Annotated in this window: 13 protein-coding genes; 6 read left to right on the top strand and 7 right to left on the bottom strand. The window is 53.1% G+C overall.

What is annotated here, in order from left to right; translation table 11 throughout:
* Positions 1-162: 162 nt before the first annotated feature.
* A complete protein-coding gene (locus A8O25_RS10520; RefSeq protein ID WP_066834511.1) occupies positions 163-2,040 on the bottom strand; it encodes a CocE/NonD family hydrolase in 1,878 nt (625 codons plus the stop codon).
* Positions 2,041-2,366: 326 nt separating this feature from the next.
* Between A8O25_RS10520 and A8O25_RS10515 the strand changes: the two genes are divergently transcribed.
* The 3 genes from A8O25_RS10515 (at position 2,367) to A8O25_RS10505 (ending at position 7,123) form a co-directional block, all read left to right on the top strand.
* On the top strand, positions 2,367-4,910 hold the full coding sequence (locus tag A8O25_RS10515; protein ID WP_241498995.1) for a M14 family metallopeptidase: 2,544 nt from the start codon (positions 2,367-2,369) through the stop codon (positions 4,908-4,910).
* A gap of 120 nt (positions 4,911-5,030) precedes the next feature.
* The gene (locus tag A8O25_RS10510) at positions 5,031-5,570 is read left to right on the top strand and encodes a hypothetical protein (protein WP_153042699.1); all 540 of its coding nucleotides are present in this window, start codon (positions 5,031-5,033) and stop codon (positions 5,568-5,570) included.
* Between the two features lie 134 nt (positions 5,571-5,704).
* Entirely contained in the window at positions 5,705-7,123 is a 1,419-nt protein-coding gene (locus A8O25_RS10505; RefSeq protein ID WP_241498994.1) for a PQQ-dependent sugar dehydrogenase, read from the top strand.
* A 158-nt stretch (positions 7,124-7,281) separates the two neighbouring features.
* Here the strand turns inward: A8O25_RS10505 and A8O25_RS10500 are convergent, their stop codons facing one another.
* The 6 genes from A8O25_RS10500 to A8O25_RS10475 form a co-directional block, all read right to left on the bottom strand.
* Positions 7,282-7,527 (bottom strand): Rieske (2Fe-2S) protein, encoded by a 246-nt coding sequence (locus A8O25_RS10500; protein ID WP_241498993.1) that lies wholly within the window; start codon positions 7,525-7,527, stop codon positions 7,282-7,284.
* A 144-nt stretch (positions 7,528-7,671) separates the two neighbouring features.
* Positions 7,672-7,962 (bottom strand): hypothetical protein, encoded by a 291-nt coding sequence (locus tag A8O25_RS10495; protein ID WP_066834505.1) that lies wholly within the window; start codon positions 7,960-7,962, stop codon positions 7,672-7,674.
* A gap of 492 nt (positions 7,963-8,454) precedes the next feature.
* Positions 8,455-8,877 (bottom strand): hypothetical protein, encoded by a 423-nt coding sequence (locus tag A8O25_RS10490; protein WP_066834503.1) that lies wholly within the window; start codon positions 8,875-8,877, stop codon positions 8,455-8,457.
* A gap of 1,696 nt (positions 8,878-10,573) precedes the next feature.
* Positions 10,574-11,212, bottom strand: coding sequence for a magnesium transporter CorA family protein (locus tag A8O25_RS10485; RefSeq protein ID WP_153042698.1), 639 nt, complete (start codon positions 11,210-11,212; stop codon positions 10,574-10,576).
* Positions 11,196-11,714 (bottom strand): RNA polymerase sigma factor, encoded by a 519-nt coding sequence (locus A8O25_RS10480; RefSeq protein ID WP_066834499.1) that lies wholly within the window; start codon positions 11,712-11,714, stop codon positions 11,196-11,198. The genes A8O25_RS10485 and A8O25_RS10480 overlap by 17 nt, the downstream gene beginning before the upstream one ends.
* Before the next feature lie 1,893 nt (positions 11,715-13,607).
* Positions 13,608-15,032: a Glu/Leu/Phe/Val family dehydrogenase gene (locus A8O25_RS10475; RefSeq protein ID WP_066834498.1), complete on the bottom strand. Its 1,425-nt coding sequence runs from the start codon at positions 15,030-15,032 to the stop codon at positions 13,608-13,610.
* Positions 15,033-15,253: 221 nt separating this feature from the next.
* Between A8O25_RS10475 and A8O25_RS10470 the strand changes: the two genes are divergently transcribed.
* From A8O25_RS10470 to A8O25_RS10460, 3 genes are all read left to right on the top strand, one after another.
* Positions 15,254-16,627 carry a M20/M25/M40 family metallo-hydrolase gene (locus A8O25_RS10470; RefSeq protein ID WP_082893571.1) on the top strand — a complete coding sequence of 458 codons (1,374 nt, stop codon included), beginning with the start codon at positions 15,254-15,256 and terminating at the stop codon, positions 16,625-16,627.
* Positions 16,628-16,836: 209 nt separating this feature from the next.
* The gene (locus tag A8O25_RS10465; protein ID WP_066834496.1) at positions 16,837-19,995 is read left to right on the top strand and encodes an Eco57I restriction-modification methylase domain-containing protein; all 3,159 of its coding nucleotides are present in this window, start codon (positions 16,837-16,839) and stop codon (positions 19,993-19,995) included.
* A gap of 60 nt (positions 19,996-20,055) precedes the next feature.
* On the top strand, positions 20,056-21,408 hold the full coding sequence (locus A8O25_RS10460) for an HTTM domain-containing protein (protein WP_241498992.1): 1,353 nt from the start codon (positions 20,056-20,058) through the stop codon (positions 21,406-21,408).
* Positions 21,409-21,628: the final 220 nt, after the last annotated feature.

The following is a 21,628-nucleotide window of genomic DNA, read 5'->3' as shown; positions in this document are numbered from 1 at the left end:
GGCTTTTTGTTGCTGCCCCAGTTGATAGGTAGCCGGTTGGGAAAGCTAAATTCAGATGCTTGCTTTTCTGTTTTGGGGCTGGTTTCTGAAAAACAGCCCCAAAACAGAAAAGCCGCTCCTCAACTAGAGCGGCTTTTCTGCAGCAAGAAAACCGGAATGCCTTTAAAGCACCTTCACCTTTAAATAACTTGGCTGCTGCGGGGTGAAGTACACGCGGTGCGTGGCCTTCTGAAAATCTTCGGCCTTGGCCTGGTAAATATTGGGAACAAACTTCTGCGGGTTGCGGTCAACCAGCGGGAACCACGTGCTCTGCACCTGCACCATAATGCGGTGGCCTTTCTTAAAAGTGTGCAGCACATCTTGCAGCGGCACGTTCACGGCGGTTACCTGGTTAGGCGTGAACGCTTCTGGTTTTTCATAGCTGTTCCTGAAACGGCCGCGCAATACCTCACTGCGCACCATTTGCTGGAAACCGCCCATTTTCACCGAGGCAGGGTTGTGTGGGTTCTGCGCCGCGGTGTCTGGATACACGTCTATCAGTTTCACCACCCAGTCGGCGTCTGAGCCAGTGGTAGAGACGTTCAGGGCAGATAAGATTTCGCCCGCCAGGGTCACGTCTTCCCTGAGAACGTCTGTCTGGTACACCAGCACATCTGGGCGGCGGCTGGCAAACCGCTGGTCATCGGTCATGTATTCGCGGGTCATGCCCACCGTGGTCTCCTCTGAGAACGGTACCGGTTTGTTGGGGTCACTGATGAACTCGTCATAAGAAGGTCCGCCCGCGGCGGATGGTTTCTCAAAGCTCAGCTTCCCATTCGGCCCAAAATACAGCAGGCGCTCCTGGGTGTTTTTAGGTGGCCAGGCGGCAAATTCTCGCCACTGGTTTGCGCCGGTATTGAACATGTACGCCTCTGGCAGGGCTAATTGCCCTTTACCGTCTCCTTTCAGGAAATGGCGGAAAAATCTTGCCTCAATCTGCGGCTGGTAAAACTCTGAGGTTTTCTGCGAGAAGGAAACTTTGCCCAGGGTCTGGCCATTGGAGCGCGCCCAGCCGCCGTGGTACCACGGACCCATCACCAGAGTGTTGTAGGCCTTGGGGTTGTTCTTCTCTATAGTCTTGTAGGTCTCCAGCGCCCCAAACAGGTTTTCAGCGTCAAACCAGCCGCCTACCACCATTACCGCGGGTTTGATGTTGGTCAGGTGCGGCCGTATGTTCATGGCCTGCCAGAAGGCATCATAGTTGGGGTGCTCCATCATCTGGTTCCAGAACGCCACGTTGTTGTGCAGGTATTGGGCATTGGCGTTGGTCAACGGCCCCATTCTCAGAAAGAAATCATAGCCGTCTGGGGTGCCGTGGTTAAAACGTGGGGCACCGGTAGGCGATGGCTGCGGTCTTGGCTGCCCAAAACTGGTTAAGAAATTGAACGCGTGCGGCAGAAAGAAGGCGCCGTGGTGGTGAAAGTCATCCCAGAACCAGTCGGTTACGGGCGCCTGCGGCGAGGCGGCTTTCAACGCCGGGTGGTTGCTCAATAAGCCCACGGTGGTATAGTAGCCGGGGTAGGAGATGCCCCACTGGCCCACGCGGCCGTTGTTGTTGGGCACGTTCTTCACCAGCCACGCAATGGCGTCATAGCTGTCAGTACTTTCGTCTACGTCTTTCTTGCCTTTCTTCGCTTTGATGGGTTTCATGTTGATGAACTCCCCTTCGCTCATGTACTTGCCGCGCACGTCCTGGTAGGCAAATATGTAGCCTTCGCGCAGCATCTCAGAAGAAGGGCCCAGGCTGGTTTTATACTTGGCTTCGCCGTACGGTGCCACTGAATACGGCGTACGGTTGAGCATGATGGGGTATTTCTGAGTCTTGTCTTTTGGGGCGTAGACAACCGTAAACAGCTTCACCCCGTCGCGCATGGGGATCTGGTGCTCGGTTTTAGTGTAGTGCTGTCTGATATAAGCTGAGTCTGAGAGGGCTTGCCCTGACACCTGTGTGGCGGTAAAAAAAAGCAGCAACAGCAGGCTGGGCCAACGTAAGTTTTTCATACGGTTTTGTTAAGAATGGTGGGTGAGCCGGTTTACAGTTTGTCTTTTGGGCGGCAAAGGGGCGTGGTCAGCACCCGCCTTCACCCCTTGATAGGGCTGGTGAAAGGCTTCAAGGCCGCCCTGGCAAAACGCTACGCTGCCCTGGTCGCTTGCAACTTCAAAAGGTAAACATGCTCTGAGGGGCGGAAATTAAACAATTCAGAGGCAGGGGGCAAATTCTGTTTTTGACCTGTTTTTCAGAAAACAGCCCGAAAACGCAGGTTGGGGTTCTGCGTATTTTTTCCCACTTTGTAGCTTGGTTTAAACATTTGCACCCATACCCTGTCATGATGAACTTCTGTAACAAGCGCTGGTACTGCCTGGCCTTGTTTTTCTGCTGGTCTTTCACGGCCTCCGCCCAAAGCACGCTGCAAACCCCTGCCCAGTTCTTGGGCTACCAGCTGGGGGACCAGTTCACGTATCACAGCCGTCTGGTAGAGTACGTGAAGTACCTTGCGGCCCAGAACCCGCAGAAGATGCAGTTGCAGACTTACGGCCATACGTATGAGAACCGTCCGTTGCTGCTGGCTACGCTTTCAAGCCCGGCCAACCTGCAGCGGCTGGACGAGATCAAAAGCAACAACCTGAAGAACACCGGCCTTTTGGGCGGCCAGACCACGGGCGGCAAGCAGCCGGCCATTGTCTGGCTCAGCTACAACATTCACGGCAATGAGGCGGTAAGCTCAGAGGCGGTGCTGCAGGTGCTGTATGATCTGCTGGACCCCTCTAACGCGCAGGCCCAGAAATGGCTGGAGAACACGGTGGTGCTGGTAGACCCGTGCGTGAACCCAGACGGCCGGGAGCGTTACACCCAGTGGTACAACCGAGTTAGAAACCAGCAGCCTAATGCCTCGCCCTGGGCGTGGGAGCACCAGGAGCCGTGGCCCGGCGGCAGGCCCAACCACTATTACTTTGACCTGAACCGCGACTGGGCGTGGCAGACGCAGGTGGAGTCAAAGCAGCGGGCGGTGGTCTACAACCAATGGATGCCCCAGCTGCATGCAGACTTCCATGAGCAGGCGGTAGACAACCCGTATTACTTTGCGCCTTCGGCGAAGCCGTACCATGATGCCATCACGCCCTGGCAGCGCGAGGCCCAGAACTTTATAGGTGAATACAACCGAAAATACTTTGACAGGAACAACTGGCTGTACTTCACCCGCGAGAATTTTGACCTTTTCTACCCCAGCTACGGCGACACCTGGCCCACTTACCAGGGCGCCATTGCCATGACCTATGAGCAGGGCGGCAGCGGCAGAGCGGGGGTGGTGATCCAGAAATCTGACGGCGATAGCCTTACCCTGGCGCAACGCATTGCCCACCACCACGCCGCCAGTTTGGCTACCGTTGAAGCCATGTCAGACAAGGCAGACCAGGTGGTGAAGGAGTTTAAGAAATTCTATGCAGACGCCCAGAGCAGACCCTTTGGCACCTACCGCAGCTATGTGTTTGCCATGAAAGGGCAGGAAGGCCGCCTCAGGGAGCTCACTGAATACCTGGACCGGCAACAGATCAGGTACGGGTACGCCGGCAGCGCAGGCACCGCGAAGGGGTTTCTCTACCAGACCGGCAAAAATGAAACCGTGAAGTATGCCGCCGGAGATTTGGTGATCAGTGCGTACCAGCCCAAGTCAACGCTGCTGAACGTGTTGTTTGAGCCCAATGCTCGCCTGGAAGACTCTGTGACCTATGACATTACCGCGTGGTCTCTGCCCTATGCGTACGGTCTCAAAGGGGCGGCGCTCACCTCTAAGGTGGCCATGAAAGAGCCCAAACCCGCGGCGGGTGTTGCCAATGCGGCGGTGCCGGAAGCCTATGCCTACCTGGTCAAGTGGACCGGGGTGCAGGACATCAAATTTCTGGCAACCTTACTCAAAGCCAAGGTGCGGGTGCGGTATTCTGAAGTTCCGTTTGAGCAGAACAAGGAAACGTTTGCCGCGGGCTCGCTGGTCATTACCCGGGCCGGAAATGAGAGCTTAGGCACCCGCTTTGACCAGTTGGTGACCCGGGCGGCAGATTCTCTGGGTATTCAGTTGGCCACAGCCACAACAGGGTTTGTCACCTCCGGCTCAGACTTCGGGTCCAGGAATATCAGGCACATCAAGGCGCCGCGGGTGGCGCTGCTGACCGGTGAAGGGGTCTCAGCGTACGGTTTTGGGGAGGTGTGGCATTACTTTGAGCAGCAGATAGGCTACCCCGTGACGGTGCTGGGCGCTGACTATTTTGCCAGTGTTCCGCTGAGCGAGTTTGATGTGCTCATTCTGCCCACCGGCTCTTACAGCAGAATACTGGATGAGAAAACGCTGGGCAAGGTGAAAGACTGGGTACGGGCCGGCGGCCGATTGATTGCGATGGAGAGTGCGGTGAGCTTCTTAGCTGACAAGCCTGATTTTGCGGTGAAAAAAAAGGCGGCTGAACCGGCTTCCTCCGGCAAGAAAGAAGCAACAGAAGAAGACCTGAAGCGCTATGCAGACCGGGAGCGGGAGTCTATCTCAGAAGAAGTGCAGGGAAGCGTTTTCAGGGTGACGTTAGACAACACGCACCCGCTGGCCTTTGGCTACGGCAACTCGTACGCGGCCCTGATCAGAACCGCCAGCCTGCCGCAGTATTTGAAAGACGGCTGGAACGTGGGCGTGGTGAAGCAGGAAGGCCCCGCCACCGGTTTTGTAGGCTCCAAAGTGGGGGCGAAGCTGGAAAACGGACTGGTGCTGGGGGTGCAGGGGCTTGGCCGCGGGCAAGTGGTGTACCTGGTAGACAACCCGCTGTTCAGGGCGTTCTGGCAGGGCGGGAAACTGCTCTTCGGAAATGCGGTTTTCATGGTGGGGCAGTAAATAGCCAGCGGCCACTTACGCCTGATTTGATGTAGGGCGTCTGTTTTTGGCATATTTTTCAGATAGTAGGCCAAAAACAGACGCTAACAGTTTGGGTTACCTTTACCTTCTTTCATAAGAATGATGAAAAGAACCTCTTTCAAGATTACTTTATTTTTAGGCATTTGCTGTAGTCTGATACAATTCAGGTCTATAAAGCCTAATCTTTGGCTGGAAGAGGTACTCTTTACTATTCCGTTTTTAATTCTCTGCATTCTGGCGGTTGCCTATCTTATAAATGACACCCGCAGATATGATGACGGCGATGGCGTTGTTTCTTATCTTCCCTCCTGCACAGCTATCTTGTTTATCAGTGTCATTTTTATCCATATCTATCACCGGTCAAGTAAAGGATTTGGAAAAACGTCTTTTATTGCTACCAATGAACAATTTAGCCATGGTCTTGAGATAGATTTCAAGGCCAACCAAAATTTGAAAATTACCCAGTACCACAAGTTTGGAGAAACTGAGTATTTTGGAGGATATTCCATATCTGGCGATACGGTTTTCTTAGATATAAATACTGATTTTCAGTTGGGAGATAAGGCGATACTAACTGATGATACTTTATACTTTAAAAAACAAAAGCTGGCATTTAGCATAAGGAAGCCTGCAAAATAGTATTGATTTCAGTACAGAGAATGTCTGTAGACGGGCCAAAACCTTTTTCTCCGGTTGCTCATCAACAAAGCTTTTCAATTCACAGATGCACTTTTATGGTTTCCTACGCTAGAATTTTTGCTTTCATACAAGTTGTGTTGTTCACTTTCACCAGTTGCACCCGGTCTACCTCTACAGCGGGCAATGACGCTGCTGCCCCACAGGAACAAGCACTTTCTGAGGCAGATTTAGACAAAGCGCGTACCAACTACGTGAACTACTGCGGCGGCTGCCACGGCAGAGAACTGCAGACGTTTGTGAACCGAAAATGGCTGCACGGGGCTTCTGCTAAAGATCTGTTCAAGTCTATCAAGTTTGGCCACCCCCAGGAGGGAATGCCCGCCTATGATACCACGTTCACCGACCAGGAAATCAACCTGCTGGTGGCCTACCTCAGAAACGGGATCAATTCTCAGAAAAGCCTGGGCAACACGCCAGACCTCAGCAAAGGTGCCGTTTACCAATCTGAGGAATTCAGATTTAGGCTGGACACGGTGGTCACCGGGCTGGAGGTTCCCTGGGCCATGGCTTTTCTGCCCAACGGTGACATGCTGATCACTGAGCGCAGCGGCACTCTGTACCGCTTCACCCAGGCAAAGCAGTTGCAGAAGGTGGCGGGAACGCCTGAAGTGCTGGCGCAGGGGCAGGGCGGCCTGCTGGATATCCAACTCCACCCTGACTTCAGCAAGAACCAGACGCTTTTCCTGTCTTACTCTGCGGTGAAACGGGAGGGCGGGCAAACCCTTTCTACCACGGCGGTGATGCGGGCCCGGCTGCAAGGGAACACACTTCAGGATCAGAAGGTAATCTTTGAAGCCCAGCCCTATGACCGTACCCGCCACCACTACGGCAGCCGGCTTGCTTTTGGCCGCGATGGTTTTCTCTACCTCACCATGGGGGACCGGGGCGGCACCAAGACCAATCCGCAGAATTTGAGCGTGCACGCGGGCAAGACCCACCGCATCAAAGAAGACGGCTCCATACCCGCAGACAACCCGTTTGTGGACCAGAAAGATGCCATGCCCTCTATTTTCACCTATGGCAACCGGAACGCCCAGGGCATGGCCAGAAATCCGGAGACGGGTGAGATCTGGCTGCACGAGCACGGCCCCAAAGGCGGGGATGAGGTCAACATCATCCGGAAAGGCGCCAACTACGGCTGGGCAGAGGTCACGTATGGCATCAACTACAACGGGTTCAAAATCTCAGACCTTCAGCAGAAGGCGGGCGTGACAGACCCCATCAAAGTGTGGGTGCCCTCCATTGCCCCGTCAGGCATGGCCTTTGTTACCGGTAACCGATATAAAGGCTGGAAGGGCGATCTGCTGGTGGGGTCACTGAGCTTCAGGTTTCTGAGCCGGTTAAAAGTGAACGGAAACAACATTGAAGGGGAGGAGCGGCTGCTGCAGGATATTGGCCGGGTGCGGGATGTGCGCATGGCCCCAGACGGCTATGTGTACGTGGCGGTAGAAAGCCCCGGCAGAATCTTCCGGCTGGTGCCCGTACAGGAGTAATCTTTCTGCCCGCGGCGGAGCTGTAGAAGCTGGCTTTCTGTTTTGGGGCTGTTTCCGGAAAACTGCCCCAAAACAGAAAACTAGTCCAGTCCCACATATAGCCCGTCTTCCCGGCTTTCCAGCGGGTAGCGCTTCAGGGGCGTGGTGCGGCCCCGGCATTATTCGCCAGAGGCCAGGTTGAACCGGTAGCTGTGCCACGGGCAGATAATCTCATTGAGGTAATTGGTGGTGCCGCGGCTGAGGCTGTCGCCCAGGTGCGGACACGCGTTGTTCACCGCGAAGAGCCCGGCGCGGGTATGGGCCAGGCAGAGCTCTTGCCCCGCCACCACCACGGTGACGGCCTTGGTCAAAGGGATTTCGGCTTTCGCCGATGCCTCACTCTCATAAAGTTTTATCCACTGCATAAAGGGAAGATACGCAGGAAGTTTCTGTTTTGGGGCTACTTTTTGAAAAACAGCCCCAAAACAGGTTCGGGGCAGCCTACCCGCCTGAAAATGAAAAAGCCCGGATTGATCCGGGCCCCTTACACCAAACTAACAAACAAAACTTTAAACTAAACCTAAATAATGAAGACCAGGCAAAGCGGTGGGGAAGAAGCCAGCTGAGAAAGACCCAGGGGCTTTTGCCTTGCTTGGTGATACAAAGATGCAGGGTTCCTGCCCGCGCGGCAACGCAATTAAGAAGAAGCGGCCCTTTTCCTGTCTGAAACCAGAAAAACCCGGAGCGAAACGGACAACCGTTAGGTGAAACGGGTAAGCAGGCTGCCCAAGCAGAAGCAAACGAGGAATCTTTCTTCCTTTGAAGGCAAAGGCGCTTCTGGCGCGCCCGCTGGTTGTCATGGGGGGCTTATATTGGGGAGGCAGAAGTCTGAACGGTAATCAATACCAGTTTTCCTTGCCCCCTGGAAATGAAAAAGCCCAGAATCTTCCGGGCCCCTTACACCAAACTAACAAACAAAACTTTTAAACTTCTAAATCTATAGGAACCTGAACGCGGTCAGGAGATTCTCTTAGTGAAACAGCTGCTCTGGAGGTCTCCAGGTGCCGTTGTCCTTTATTGTGATACAAAGATGCAGTGTTTTGCAGGCGCTACCAATCTAAAAGGGAGGAAGCAGGTCTTTTTGTGACTGAAGTGCGACTTTCACGGAGTGAAGTGGCCTGGGGGGAGATGAAACCAACCAGACTGGTGACAGGAATAGGCGCTCCCGTAAAAAAGGGAAGGGCATAAAAAAAGCTTAAAAGCAGTCAATCCCCAGAGCGCAAGCGGATAGTTGAGACTACTTTTAAGCTGAAATAGAGTGTGAATGTAATAGCTTTTACGCCACTAAACACTTAAGGTTTAAGAGTATAGAAAAAATTGTTTAAAAAAATCTTCTCATTCTTCTCAGACTGCTCCAGAAGCACAATTTTTAAGGTTTGGGAGCCGGTGTTCCAATTGTGAAACCGGGTCAGGTCCAGGAACAGACGGTCACCGGCTTTTACCTGGATTTCTTTTTCGGTGCCATCTGGGGTCATCATGCGCAGGGTGCCTTCTGAGGCGGCATAGGCGGCCTGGTCTGGCGTGGCGTGGTAATCTAAGAATTCACCGGGGGCCAGCTCTAAAGAAAGAATACGCAGGTTGTCTGTCTTCAGCACCTGCTGGAAGACTTTGGTGGTGCGGGACGCAGGGCCGTTGCTGTTGCCACCCGCAAACGCTGGGGCCAGGCCAAGGGCGAAACAAACGGTAAGGAGGGCGGAGGTGAAACGTGTTTTCATAATTTTTAAGGTGAGGTTACAGTTATCTTATTTTTGGAGGGGGCCAACTTTGGTGGTGCCCCTTTTGATTTTATAGATGCAAATTTGAGAAAAACGTTGCTTATCAAGGTGTTAATGATTTGTTAAAGGCCCGTATTTCTAGATGAAGCCGAACAATCTGTAGATGAGGCGGTTTTTTTTGCTGATGAAACGGAAGCCCGCTTTCAGGCAATTTTCTAGGAATCAGACCAGTAGGGAAATGCCGACTATCCGGCTGGTCCAGACGCTCGCAGTAACTGCGCATACCATCTGGTTGTGGGAGCGTGAGGTGATGCGGTGCCTCTCAGAAGTGTGCGTTTCTGGCCTGTTTTCAGAAAAACAGGTCAGAAACACAAAAAGCAGATTCTTCTAGGTTCATGGAGAAGGTGAAGCTGAGCAAGGGCTGTTCTGTTGGCAGTGCAGAGTTCTCTGCCACAGACGCTCGCAGGTCCTCCGGACGCTACGAGGTCTTTTGAGCAGGCGGTACAGCGGGGGCAGGCGTATGGAACCCACCTCTGCCCCTCCCGGGAGGGGAGTATCAGAAATGCCTGGTGCAAGTGATGGGTGGCCGTACGTCTGGCATGTGTGGACCGGCAGGTGTCAACATCCCCCTTCGCCCCCTTCAAAGGGGGAGTATCGGAGTGAGTTCTGAGACTTGAGTTCTAAGTCCTTTCTTTTCATCTTAGGGAATTCAGCATGGATGAAGCAGCAATGCCTGGTTTCGCTACCGTGCCGCGGGGGCAGCCAGAGACCGCCCGTCATCTGTAGGCACGAGTCTGGGGACCCGTGCCAGCGCGGGAGTATCTGGTGGCGTTAGAAGGCACGGAAGTAACTTCCGCGCCATAGAGGAGCTATAGAGGGCAGAGGTAATGTGAGGCTTTGCCTCCTGGCCGCTGCAGACTGCCGCCACCATAGGTCCAAGTTGGAAACTTGAACCAGAGAAAGCGGCAAAAAAGCAGCAATAAGTAAGCAAACAAACAACAATCAACACTTCTGCTAGTGGTACTCCTTTTTAGCACTTCTGCTCTGACTGATGTGCGCAGCACGGGATCGCCTCAGGCTAGCGGAACAGCTGTGATTACCTACTGGAACAGATATAATCAGTGAGGCTGATCAGGAGAGGAACCTAAACCAGTCCTAGGGGTGAGCGCCTCTGTTAATACGGTGCCGAAGGCAAGGCCGGAGGGCCTAGTTTTAACAGCAGTGCTCACCCCCAGGACGGGGCCCCGCGGCCGTGAGCGCTTACCGGTAAAGATGAAACAATACCGCCAGTAAGCACTGCAGCAAACAGCCCAGCCAAGGGAGCAGCAAACTAGGCATTGCCGTGGCAGTGGCAACTGGCAGTCACCAAACTCAGCATCAAAAAACTCAGCCTATGCAACAGCACACCATGCTCCCCAACAACAAAGGCGGCCTCAATTGGCCCCGTCAAGGGAACCACCACCCCGTATTCCAGCTAGAAGCAGCCGCAGCAACTGAAAAGCCAGCACGTGCGGCACTGCCGTTGCAGCAGTAAGATGAAGACAATGCCGTACTTTCCTGAATTCCATACTACTGCCTACAGCCGCAGCAACAGGAACTACCTAAGGGTCTGTTACTGAAAAAGAAAAACCTGTTTTGGTGTTTTCCAGAAAACAGCCCCAAAACAGGTTCTAAAAGCGCAGAAGAATTCCTCTGGTTACGCTGCTATCTCCAAACTCTCCAATTCACAGTAGGCCCCCTTCAAGGTTTTCAGGTGGTTCCCAAACATCTTCCGGATGTACCACTTCAGGAACAGATACCCTACCACGGCCCCAATCACAAAGCCCACCATCAGGCGAAGGTACATCTGCTCCCACGGCAGATGGGAAATATTGATGCCGTAGGCGAGCTTCAGAATCACCAACTGCCCTGCCACCAGCCCCAGGGGCGCTAAGAGCATGTTGGTCCAGAAATACAGTTTGATGAGCCCGGTGAGCATCTCTGTCAAGTTGCGCAGGGTGGCGCGCAGGTTGGCAGTGGTCACGTTCAACTGCCGAAGATGCTGCAGGCGCGCCCAGAAATACCCTAAAAACGGCAGACAGATCACCATGATCATCACGCACAGGGCTTTCATCACCTCATCTCCCTGCACCACCACCGCCCCAATGCCAAAGAGCACAACCGTGAGCAGTTGCACGCCCAGTTCAAAATAAATGTTCTTCTTGAGTTTGGTCACCGCATTTTCTGTACGGGCTTTCATCAAGCCTGAGATCTGATCCTCAGTAACCTGGTGTACGGCGGCGGCTTGGGCGGCGTACTGCTTCCATGCGTCTTTGAGGTTATCTAATTTCATCATACACCGGGGTTAGGATTTTCTCTAGCTTCGCTTTGATGCGGTTCAACTTCACGCCTACGTTTGATTTGGTAATACCAATGATCTCGGCCATCTCATCATATGATTTGTCCTCCAAGTACAGCATTACAATAGCCTTCTCCACCTGGCTCAGCTGGTCAATGGCAGCGTAGAGGTACTTGATTTTCAACTCGTATTCGGCAGAGGTGTCTGGTGCAGCCGGAATCTGCAGGTCTGTATCTGAGAGGGAACCGTAATGCGGACGGCGGCTTTCCTTTCTAAAACTAGATACGGCGGTATTCAGGGCCACCCGGTACATCCAGGTGCTCACCTTAGACTCGTGCTTAAACGTAGGATAGGACCGCCAGAGTTGCAGTACAATCTCCTGAAACAGGTCCTTCCGCTCCTCCGGGTCCCGGCAGTACATGCTGCACACCTTATGGATCAGCGCCTGGTCCTGGGCAATGAGCTTGACAAATTCTGCACGTAAGGCCGGATTTTCCACCGTATTGGGTAAAGGTTTCAGTATTAGTAGCCACCGCCTCCGGTAAATTACACTTTCTCCCAATGAAATCTCACCTCTCCTTTCTGTTTTCGGGCTGTTTTGGGAAAAGTAGCCCAAAACAGAAGTTGGCGCAGACGCCCGCAGGAGCTGCGCGCATTATCAGGTCTTTGGAGCAGGTGGCACTGTGGGGGCAGACCGCCCTGGAACCCACCCCACCCCTCCCGGGAGGGGAATGATCTGGTATGCGTGAGGGCATATGCGATAGGCCCTGCCTCTGAAATCTCGGCTGTCCGGGATTTGCCATCCCGGGCCTATTTACTTGCGAATTTGCAATCCGCGGCCCCTGCAGATCAAACGTGCCGCCGCGGGGATTGCAAATCCCCGTGTACCAGCTTCCGGATTGCAAATCCGGAAGAGCGTGATACTGGGCAGGAGTCAACTATATGTGGTAACAAGGGAATTGATCAGGAATGCGTGTCTTCCTGTGTAAACATCCCCCTTCGCCCCCTTCAAAGGGGGAGTATCGAGGTGAGTTCTGAGTCCTGAGTCCTGAGTCTTGAGTCCTGAGTCCTTTCTTTTCATCTTAGGGAATTCAGCCGGAATGAAGCCGCAATGCCTGGTCTCGCAGCCGCGCCGCGAGGGCAGCCAGAGACCGGCCGTCATCAGTAGGCACGATTCTGGGGACTCGCGCCAGCGCGGGAGTATCAGCTGGAGTTAGAAGGCACGGAAGTAACTTCCGCGCCATATAGGGCCATAGAGAAGCTATAGAGGCAGAGGTAATGTGAGGCGGCAGCCTCCTGGCCGCTGCAGACTGCCGCCATGGCAGATACAGGTTCCTAAGATTGGATTAGGGGAACGGAGGTGTAAGAAAACCGCCTTTGCGTTTCTGGCCTGTTTCGAATCAAGCCTGAAAACGCCACTCCTCTAACTGAAGGTGCACCTGCCCTGGCTGATGTGCGTAGCACGGGCTCGACTCAGGCTAGCGGAACAGCAGTAGTTACCTACTGAAACAGACAGAGCAAGTAAGAAAGTAGCAGGAGAGGAACCCAAACCAGTCCTGGGGGTGAGCGCCTCTGTTACTACGGTGCCGCACCAGCGGCAAGGCCGGAGGGCCTAGTTTTAACAGCAGTGCGAACCGACAGGACGGGGCCCCGCGGCCGTGAGCGCTTACCGGGAAAGATGAAACAATACAGCTCGTGAGGCACTGTCAACAGCAGACCAGCCAAGGGAACAGCAGACTACACCTTTCTGCAGCAGCAAGTGCCACCGCCAAGGGGAACAACAGACTACCGCACAGCAGCCCAGCCAAGGGAACAGCAGATTACGCATTGCTACAGGCTGCAGCGGCAAAAATGAAACATTCGCCCCAGTGAGGCCCTGCATCCAACAGCACTGACCAGGAAACTACGCATTCCACCAGCAAAGGCAGCCTCAGCCAACCCAGCCTCAAGGGGAAACCAAGACCACGTATGCCAACAGCAGCAAAGAGAAGCTTCAATCAGTGAGGCACTGCATTCAGCCGTCCAGCCAGAAGAACAGCAGATTACGCACTACCACTGCAGCGGCAGCCAAGGCAACCCCTGACCACACATTCCCACCGCAGCTGCCAAAGTAAATTCTGTGACTAGTGGCTATCTCTAACCTGCCCTATTCAAACTTAGCATTCTGCGCGAAAAGGCGTTCCCTCTGTTTTTGGCCTGTCTTCGAAGAAAGCGCAAAAACAGAACAGATCTTTCTAGCCTTTAATGCAGGAGAAAGCCGCTAGTTCCCCTCCTACCCCCAGGACAGCCTGAGTAGGTGCTGTGACCTCAAAAAAGAATACCCGTTTTGGGCCTGTTTTCTGAAAAACAGGCAAAAACGGGTTCTAAGCAAATGCTGAACAAAGTGACCAGATCACGGAAAAATACCCAACGACTGGTAACTCACGCCAATCTTCTCAATGGCACTGTAGAAACCGGCGGTACGCAGGTCCTTGATGTTAGGGACTTGCTTCATCACCTCGCGTATCTGGTGATAGGCGGTGATCATGGTGTCTTCCAGGCCGGAGTACACCAGGTCGCGCTCATCAGCGCCGTGAATGATCAGCAGTTTCTCCTCAGCAGAGAGGGTTTTGCCAGTGGTTTTCTCAATAGTGTTCACCAACCGCTTCAGGCTGGCCTCTTCGGCACGTTTGCCCATACGCCCAAAACGGACGTTAGACAGGTTCTTCAGCCACTCAAAATATGAAACGGTCACCCCGCCTGCGTTCAGGTACAAGTCTGGGATAATGATAATGCCGCGCTCCAGCAGAATACGCTCCGCCTCCTGCGTCACAGGTCCGTTGGCCCCTTCGGCAATGATCTTGGCTTTGATGCGGGCGGCATTTTCGCCGTGAATCTGGTTCTCCAGGGCGGCGGGCAGCAGTACATCACACTCATGCTCCAGCAGTTCAGCAGAGCTTTCCAGGAACACGCAGCCTTCATAGCCTTTCAGGGTGCCGTTCTGCTGCCGGAACTTGAACACCGCCTCCACATCCATACCGTCTGGGTTGAAAAGACCGCCTTCGCGCTCGGCAATACCGGTAATGATGGCCCCGGCGGCCTGGCAGTAGTGGGCGGCGTGGTAGCCCACGTTACCCAGCCCCTGCACAATGAAGCGTTTGCCTTCAATACCAGAGGAAAGGCCCAGCGGCTTGATCAACTCTGTATCTTCCAAGGTCTCCCTGATGCCGTAGAACACCCCCAGACCGGTAGCCTCGGTCCGGCCTCTGATCCCGCCTTGGCCCACCGGTTTACCGGTTACGCAGCCCAGCGCGTTGGTTTCGCCATATTTAAAAGTATGGTAGGTATCTGCAATCCAGGCCATTTCACGGGAGCCGGTTCCGTAGTCGGGCGCGGGCACGTCCATGGCGGGGCCAATCAGGTTCTTCTTGATCAGCTCACTTGCGAAGCGGCGGGTCACTTTCTCCAGCATCTCGTCTGAAGAGGTGCGGGGGTTGATCTTCACCCCGCCTTTGGCACCGCCGAAGGGCACATCTACCACGGCGCATTTAAAGGTCATGAGCGTAGCCAGGGCCACTACCTCGTCTTCGTCTACGTGCATACTGTAGCGTATACCGCCCTTGGTGGGCAGCTTGTGGTGGCTGTGCTGCGCCCTGATCCCTTCAAACACATGGATCTGGCCGTCCACTTCCACCGGGAAATTCACTTTGTACACGCTGTTGCAAATCTTGATCTGCGCCAGAATGCCCGGGTGGAGCTGAGAATGTTGGGCAGCCTGGTCATAGTAGTAGTGCACACTATCTAAGAACTCCCGGCCCCCTGAGATTGGTTGACTCATAGTTTCTGCGGTTGGTGGTTTGTGTAAAACGTACTAACCCCTGAGCGCGTTGCTTCTGCTGAAATTGTTCCACGGAGAACATTTTCCCGTTTTTGGCCTGTTTTCAGAAAAACAGCCCCAAAACGGCCCGCTGCCCAAGTTGCGGCAAAGGTAGTATGGATTTCTGCGGAATAATACGGAAATTACCGAATAGAAGACCACCCTTACCACACAACCCAGACATGACCAGTATCTCCTCTTTCGCCCGGGCCGGCGTGGCCGCTTTGGGCATTTTCTTCTTTACGCCCTCCTTGCACGCCCAGGTACTTGTAAAGGCTGACCCCACCATCCAGAACCTTACCCGGCAGGTGAGCGCGCAGGAACTGGAGCGGCTGGTGCGCGGCCTGGTCAGCTTTGAGACCCGCCACTCGCTCAGCAGCACCAAAGACAAAAAGAAAGGCATTGGGGCCGCCCGCAACTGGGCGCAGGCAGAGCTGGAGAAAGCCGCCGCCACCGCTAACGGCCGCATGACCGTGACCCAGGACAGGTATACCGTGAAAGCAGATGGCCGCCGCATTCCGCAGGACGTGGAGATGGCCAACGTGATGGCCACCCTCAAAGGCACTGACCCCAATGATGACCGCGTGTTTATAGTGAGCGGCCACATAGACAGCCGCAACACAGACGTGATGGATGCCACCGGCAAAGCCCCCGGCGCCAATGATGACGGCTCTGGCACCGCCGCCGTGATTGAGCTGGCGCGCGTTATGGCCAGACAGCCATTTCCCGCCACCATCATCTTTGTCTGCGTGCAGGGCGAGGAACAGGGGCTTTACGGGGCCAAGCATTTGGCCGAACGCGCCAGGAAAGAGAACTGGAACCTGGTGGCCATGCTCAACAATGACATGATTGGCAATTCGTACTCAGATGAGACCAGGCTCCATGACAACACCCGTGTGCGCATCTTCTCTGAAGGCGTACCCGCCCTGGAAACCCCAGAAATGGCGGCATGGCGCAAAAGCACCGGCGGCGAAAACGACAGCCGCAGCCGCCAACTGGCCCGCTACATGAAAGAAATGGGCACCCGGTACGTGCCGCAGCTAGACGTGGTGCTGAACTACCGCACAGACCGTTTCCTGCGCGGCGGCGACCATACCCCGTTCAGCCAGGCCGGTTTTACTGCCGTGCGCGTCTGCGAGATGAATGAAAATTACCAGTACCAGCACCAGAACGTACGCACTGAGAACGGCATCGCCTACGGCGATTTCCCCGAGCACGTAGATTTTGAGTACCTGCGCAAGAACACCACCCTGAACCTGGCCACCTTGGCCAACCTGGCCCTGGCCCCAGCCTCGCCAGAGGAAGTAGGCGTTGTCACCAGCAACCTCACCAACCAGACCGAACTGCGCTGGAAAGCCCCCACCAAAGGCGAAAAACCTGCGGGTTACTACATCCTGATGCGGGAAACGGCTTCACCCATGTGGGAAAAGAAAATCTACGTGGAAGGCACCACCACTACCCTGCCCTACTCCAAAGACAACTACTTCTTTGCCGTGCAGGCCGTTGACGCAGAAGGCCACGAGAGCCTTCCTGTTATGCCAAAGCCCATCAGGTAGATAAAACCTCACCCCAACCCCTCTCCCACTAAGAGGGGCTTTTTCTCTTGCGTTTTAGGACAGTTTTGGAAAAATAAGCCTAAAACAGACCAGTAGTTGCATCTATTGGGCTGCCTTATGTTATAGCATGTTTATTCTGGTCTGAAGTCTATACCTTTAAACTTGTAAACACTTCTACCTTTAACCGCTGCTTCTGCTAATTACCTCACATGGCTGAACTCTACACCCCTATCTTCTCTAAAAAATACTTAGAAACCAAAACCCGCCATTTTCAGCTGAGCCAATACCCAGACCTGACGCACAAACTAGACCTTATTCTTAAATGGCAGGCAGGCATAAAGAGCGGCAAGATTGTAAAGCAGAAAGAAGAAGAACTGCAGAGCGAGTTTCTGAACACCTTCTTTGGCGAGGTGCTGGAGTATGTGTACAGCCCTGAAGCGCCCAAGTGGAACCTAAGTAAAGAGCATAAATCTGGCACAGACAGCACCAAGGCAGATGGCGCGCTAGGTTATTTCTGGCTGTTTGGCAAAGAGCGCAAGGCAGACGTACGGGCGGTCATAGAACTCAAAGACGCAAGGGCAGACCTGGACAAACCACAGAACCGCTTAAATGACAAGCGCAGCCCCATAGAGCAGGCGTTTAGTTACGTGCCCAAAGCCGGGGGCAACTGCAAATGGGTGCTGGTAAGTAATTTTCTGGAGATTAGACTGTACCACCACGCTGACCAGAGCCGCTATGAGCGCTTTGACGTGCTGCGCCTGCACGAAGAGAAAGAACTGCTGCGCTTTCTGTTTCTGCTGCACAAGGACCGCCTGCTGCTGGAGCACGGCGAGGCCGCCACAGAACAGCTTTTCAGAGAGCGGCAGGCCGAGGAGCAGAACATCACCAAGCACTTTTACAAAGACTACAAGACTTCCAGGCTAGACCTGTTCCAGCATTTACGCAGCCAAAACCCAGACGTGCCGGAGCTGGTCATCTTCCAGAAAACGCAGAAACTGCTGGACCGCGTGGTGTTTGTGTGCTTCTGCGAGGATTTGACCATTATTCCGCCGTACACGTTCAGGGGTTTGCTCAAGACCGTGAAAGAAGACCGCTTTAACCGGCAAGACACCAAAATCTATGAACGGGTGAAGGGCTTGTTCATGGCCATTGACGAGGGTTACCCAGACGCGGGCATCAACAAGTTCAACGGGGGGTTGTTTGCGCCAGACACGGTGCTGGACAACCTCCAGATCAAAGACAGCACGCTGGAACACATCATTGCGCTGGAGAAATATGATTTTGCCAGTGATTTGAACGTGAACATTCTGGGGCACATCTTTGAGCAGAGCATCTCAGACATTGAAGAGATAAAAGCCGAAATTGCCGGCGAAGCTTTTGACGTGAAAAAGGGCAAGCGCAAGAAAGACGGCGTTTTCTACACCCCTGAATACATTACCCGCTACATAGTGAAAGAGGCCGTGGGCGGCTGGCTGCAAGACCGGCAGCAGGAACTGGGCTTTGCGCAACTGCCAGAGCTTACGGAGGCAGATTACGCCAGCATACGCTTTGACGCCAGGAAAAAGCTGGTGACCAACAAGGCCGTAGAAAAGCATTTAACCGCCTGGACGGCCTACCGGGACGTGCTGCAAGGCGTAAAGGTGCTGGACCCGGCCTGCGGCTCTGGCGCATTTCTGAACCAGGTCTTCGATTTTCTTTTCCAGGAGGGACAGCGGGTGAACAAAGAAGTGGCCCGATTGCGGGGCGGCCAGTTTGAAGCCTTTGACCTGGACCGGCACATTCTCACCAACAACATTTTTGGCGTAGACCTGAACGAGGAGAGCGTGGAGATTACCAAGCTCAGCCTCTGGCTCAAGACCGCCAACAAAAGCAAGGAACTCACCACGCTAGATGCCAACATTAAATGCGGAAACTCTCTGATTGCAGACCCCGCCGTAGCCGGTGACAAAGCCTTTGACTGGCCTACGGAGTTTCCGGAAGTTTTTGCCAGCGGTGGGTTTGATGTGGTGGTGGGCAACCCGCCGTATGTTGATATAAAAGCTTTGTCTAAGGATATTGTTAATTACCTCTTCAAAGCTTTCGAAACAGCAGAAAACAGAATCAATCTCTACTCCATTTTTATAGAGCAAGGCCTGAAAGTATTAGGAAAAAATGGCCATATATCGTTTGTCATTCCTAATTCCTTACTCATAAATTCATCTTATAAGAAAATCAGAAATCTTTTAGTTGATGGTCTTGCAAGAATAGTTAAGCTTCCCGATGGAGTATTTGAAGAAGCGCAGGTTGAAACAATTATATTCCAAGCTGCCAAAGAGCGTAAAATTAAAAGTGTGAAGATTATCTCTTATTTAAGCAAAGAGAATATTCTCAACATTGACAATACTTTAGAAAGAGATGAATCAAAAGAAGCTTGGATTAAAGACGCAGACAAAAATTTCAGTATCTATTCATCAACCAATGAACAGCAAGTTTTAAGTAAATGCGAATTAGGTTCTGTTCTCTTAGAAGATATAGCTGAATTTGCATTAGGAATTACTCCTTATGACAAATACAAAGGACATTCAGAAGAACTCATCAAAAGCAGAACGTTTCATTCAGAACAAAAGCTGGATGATTCATATAAGCCTTTGATTGGAGGCGAAAACATAACTAGATTTTATATTCAGTCTACGATTAAGGAATACATTAAATATGGTTCTTGGCTCGGCGCACCACGGGAAGAGAAATTCTTTACATCACCTAGAATCATCATTAGACAGATTGTATCTGGAAATCCACCAAGAATTTATGCTGGTTATACTGAAGAACCTTTATATTTCACGCAAATTGGTTTTGCCATCATTCCAAACAGAAATGACGTTTTACCAAAGTATCTTTTATCACTTCTAAACTCAAGCTTAATCACTTACTATCACAAATATAGATTTCTAGATATTCATAAAGACTTATTTCAAAAAATCTTAATTGCTAATTGTAAACGGTTTCCCATTAAATTAATCTCTCCAGAAGCACAGCAGCCTTTTATTGACCGCGCAGACCGCATGCTACAAAAGAATCAGGAGTTGCAGGCGCTCAGCCAGAAGTTCTTGACGCTGCTGCAGTCTGAGTTGGGCGTGGGCAAACTGAGCCAGAAGCTGGAGAAATGGTACACCCTCACTTGGGATGACTTCGCCAAAGAACTGGTAAAAGCCAAGATAAAGCTCACGCTGGCACAAAAGTCCGAGTGGCTGTCTTTTTTTACCCAGCAGCACCAGGCGGCAAATCAGTTAGTTGACCAACTTCGTACAACAGATAAAGAGATAGACCTGCTGGTTTACCAATTGTATGGGCTAACACCAGAAGAAATAAAGCTGGTTGAAGGTGATTAACTTCCCATCTCTACGTAAAAGTGCTGTTCAGATTTCATAGTATTCTAGCATTTAATTCCTTTGGCCGCTACTGCCCTACCTAAAGCATCTTTCCTGAACTGGCTCTGGCAGCCGGTAGAAAATGCGCCGCTGGTGGTGTTCAGGTGGTGCTTCGGGCTGTTGCTGTTTCTGGAGACGGCAGGGGCCATTGCCACGGGCTGGGTGCGCCAGAACCTGGTGGAGCCTAAGTGGCATTTTCCGTTCATTGGTTTTGAGTGGCTCACGCCGCTGCCGGGCAGTGGCATGTACTACTATTATGCGGTGATGGCGGCGCTGGGGCTGCTGGTGATGGTGGGCTTTTACTACCGCGCCAGCCTGACGCTTTTCACCCTGATGTGGTGGGCCAGCTACCTCATGCAGAAAATCAGCTACAACAACCACTACTACCTGCTGTTGCTGCTGTGCTTTCTGATGCTGCTGGTGCCCGCCCATGCCTACGCCTCTTTAGACGCCAGACGGAAACCCGTTTTAAAAGCGTACACCTGCCCCCGCTGGTGCCTGCTTATTTTTGTGGCGCAGATGGGCATGGTGTACACCTATGCGGGGGTGGCCAAGTTAGATGCCGACTGGCTGGCGGGCATTCCCATCAAGATCTGGTTTTCGGGCAAAGCCCATTTCTGGCTGATTGGCCCGCTCTTGCAGGAGCCATGGTTTCAACAACTGGTGGTGTATGGTGGCCTGGCGTTTGACCTGTTGATCACGCCGCTCCTGCTCTGGCGCCGCACCCGTGTGTTTGCCTTTGCGGTGGCCGTCTTCTTTCATGGGTTTAACGAGGCGGTTTTCCACATTGGCATTTTCCCGTTTCTGGCGCTGGCCCTTTGCCTTTTCTTCTTTGAGCCGGAAAGCGTTCGGCGCATGTTCCTCCGGAGGAAACCGGCCGTTACGCCTGAAGAGTTTACCCCTCGGCTACCTGTCTCTTGGCGGGAAAAGGCGCTGCTGGTGCTCTTGGGGGTCTACTTCGTTTTCCAGGTTCTGCTCCCGCTGCGCCATTTCTGGTTTCCGGGCAACCCTAACTGGACCGAAGAAGGGCACCGCATGGCCTGGCACATGATGCTCCGGAGCAAATCTGGTGAGGCCAACTTCAAGGTGGTGGCAGACGGCCACACGTTTTGGGTAGAACCCGCTGCACACCTAACCCCCAAGCAGGCCCGTAAACTTGCCGCCTACCCAGACCTGCTCTGGCAGTTCAGCCAGTACCTGGCCCGTGACTTCAAAGCCAGAGGATATCAACAGGTAGAGGTATACGTGCATGCGCAGGCCAGCCTGAACCTAAGACCCTCCCAGCCTTTGGTAGACTCTACCGTAAACCTGGCGGCCGTGCCGTGGCGGCCCTTCACCCCTGCTTCCTGGATTGTACCGCTCCAGGGAAAATAGCCGCAACGCCAACGTTCTGTTTTAGAGCTGTTTTTTGGAAAACAGCCCTAAAACGTTCCCTTTTATTGGCCGCTATCCTGCTCAGCAGAATATTCTTCCTTCTTTCCCCCAGAAGACCCTGAAAAGCAAAACTTTTCTGGAGCAGATGGGTAATGCAGGTAAAGTATGTTCAATCTTCTATATTCGGCCGCACGTACACCTTCCTTGGGAAGGCGTCATG

The sequence above is a fragment of the Rufibacter ruber genome (genome assembly GCF_001647275.1).
Lineage (GTDB): Bacteria > Bacteroidota > Bacteroidia > Cytophagales > Hymenobacteraceae > Nibribacter > Nibribacter ruber_C.
The sequence above is the reverse complement of the archived record's forward strand: the minus strand, read 5'-3'. Positions and strand labels throughout refer to the sequence as shown.

Excerpts from the sequence above, each read along its gene's own strand:
- A8O25_RS10465 (WP_066834496.1), top strand. The coding sequence starts at position 16,837 with ATGGCTGAACTCTACACCCCTATCTTCTCTAAAAAATACTTAGAAACC.
- A8O25_RS10520 (WP_066834511.1), bottom strand. The coding sequence starts at position 2,040 with ATGAAAAACTTACGTTGGCCCAGCCTGCTGTTGCTGCTTTTTTTTACC.
- A8O25_RS10515 (WP_241498995.1), top strand. The coding sequence starts at position 2,367 with ATGATGAACTTCTGTAACAAGCGCTGGTACTGCCTGGCCTTGTTTTTC.
- A8O25_RS10470 (WP_082893571.1), top strand. The coding sequence starts at position 15,254 with ATGACCAGTATCTCCTCTTTCGCCCGGGCCGGCGTGGCCGCTTTGGGC.
- A8O25_RS10510 (WP_153042699.1), top strand. The coding sequence starts at position 5,031 with ATGATGAAAAGAACCTCTTTCAAGATTACTTTATTTTTAGGCATTTGC.
- A8O25_RS10495 (WP_066834505.1), bottom strand. The coding sequence starts at position 7,962 with ATGACAACCAGCGGGCGCGCCAGAAGCGCCTTTGCCTTCAAAGGAAGA.
- A8O25_RS10485 (WP_153042698.1), bottom strand. The coding sequence starts at position 11,212 with ATGATGAAATTAGATAACCTCAAAGACGCATGGAAGCAGTACGCCGCC.
- A8O25_RS10475 (WP_066834498.1), bottom strand. The coding sequence starts at position 15,032 with ATGAGTCAACCAATCTCAGGGGGCCGGGAGTTCTTAGATAGTGTGCAC.
- A8O25_RS10490 (WP_066834503.1), bottom strand. The coding sequence starts at position 8,877 with ATGAAAACACGTTTCACCTCCGCCCTCCTTACCGTTTGTTTCGCCCTT.
- A8O25_RS10500 (WP_241498993.1), bottom strand. The coding sequence starts at position 7,527 with ATGCAGTGGATAAAACTTTATGAGAGTGAGGCATCGGCGAAAGCCGAA.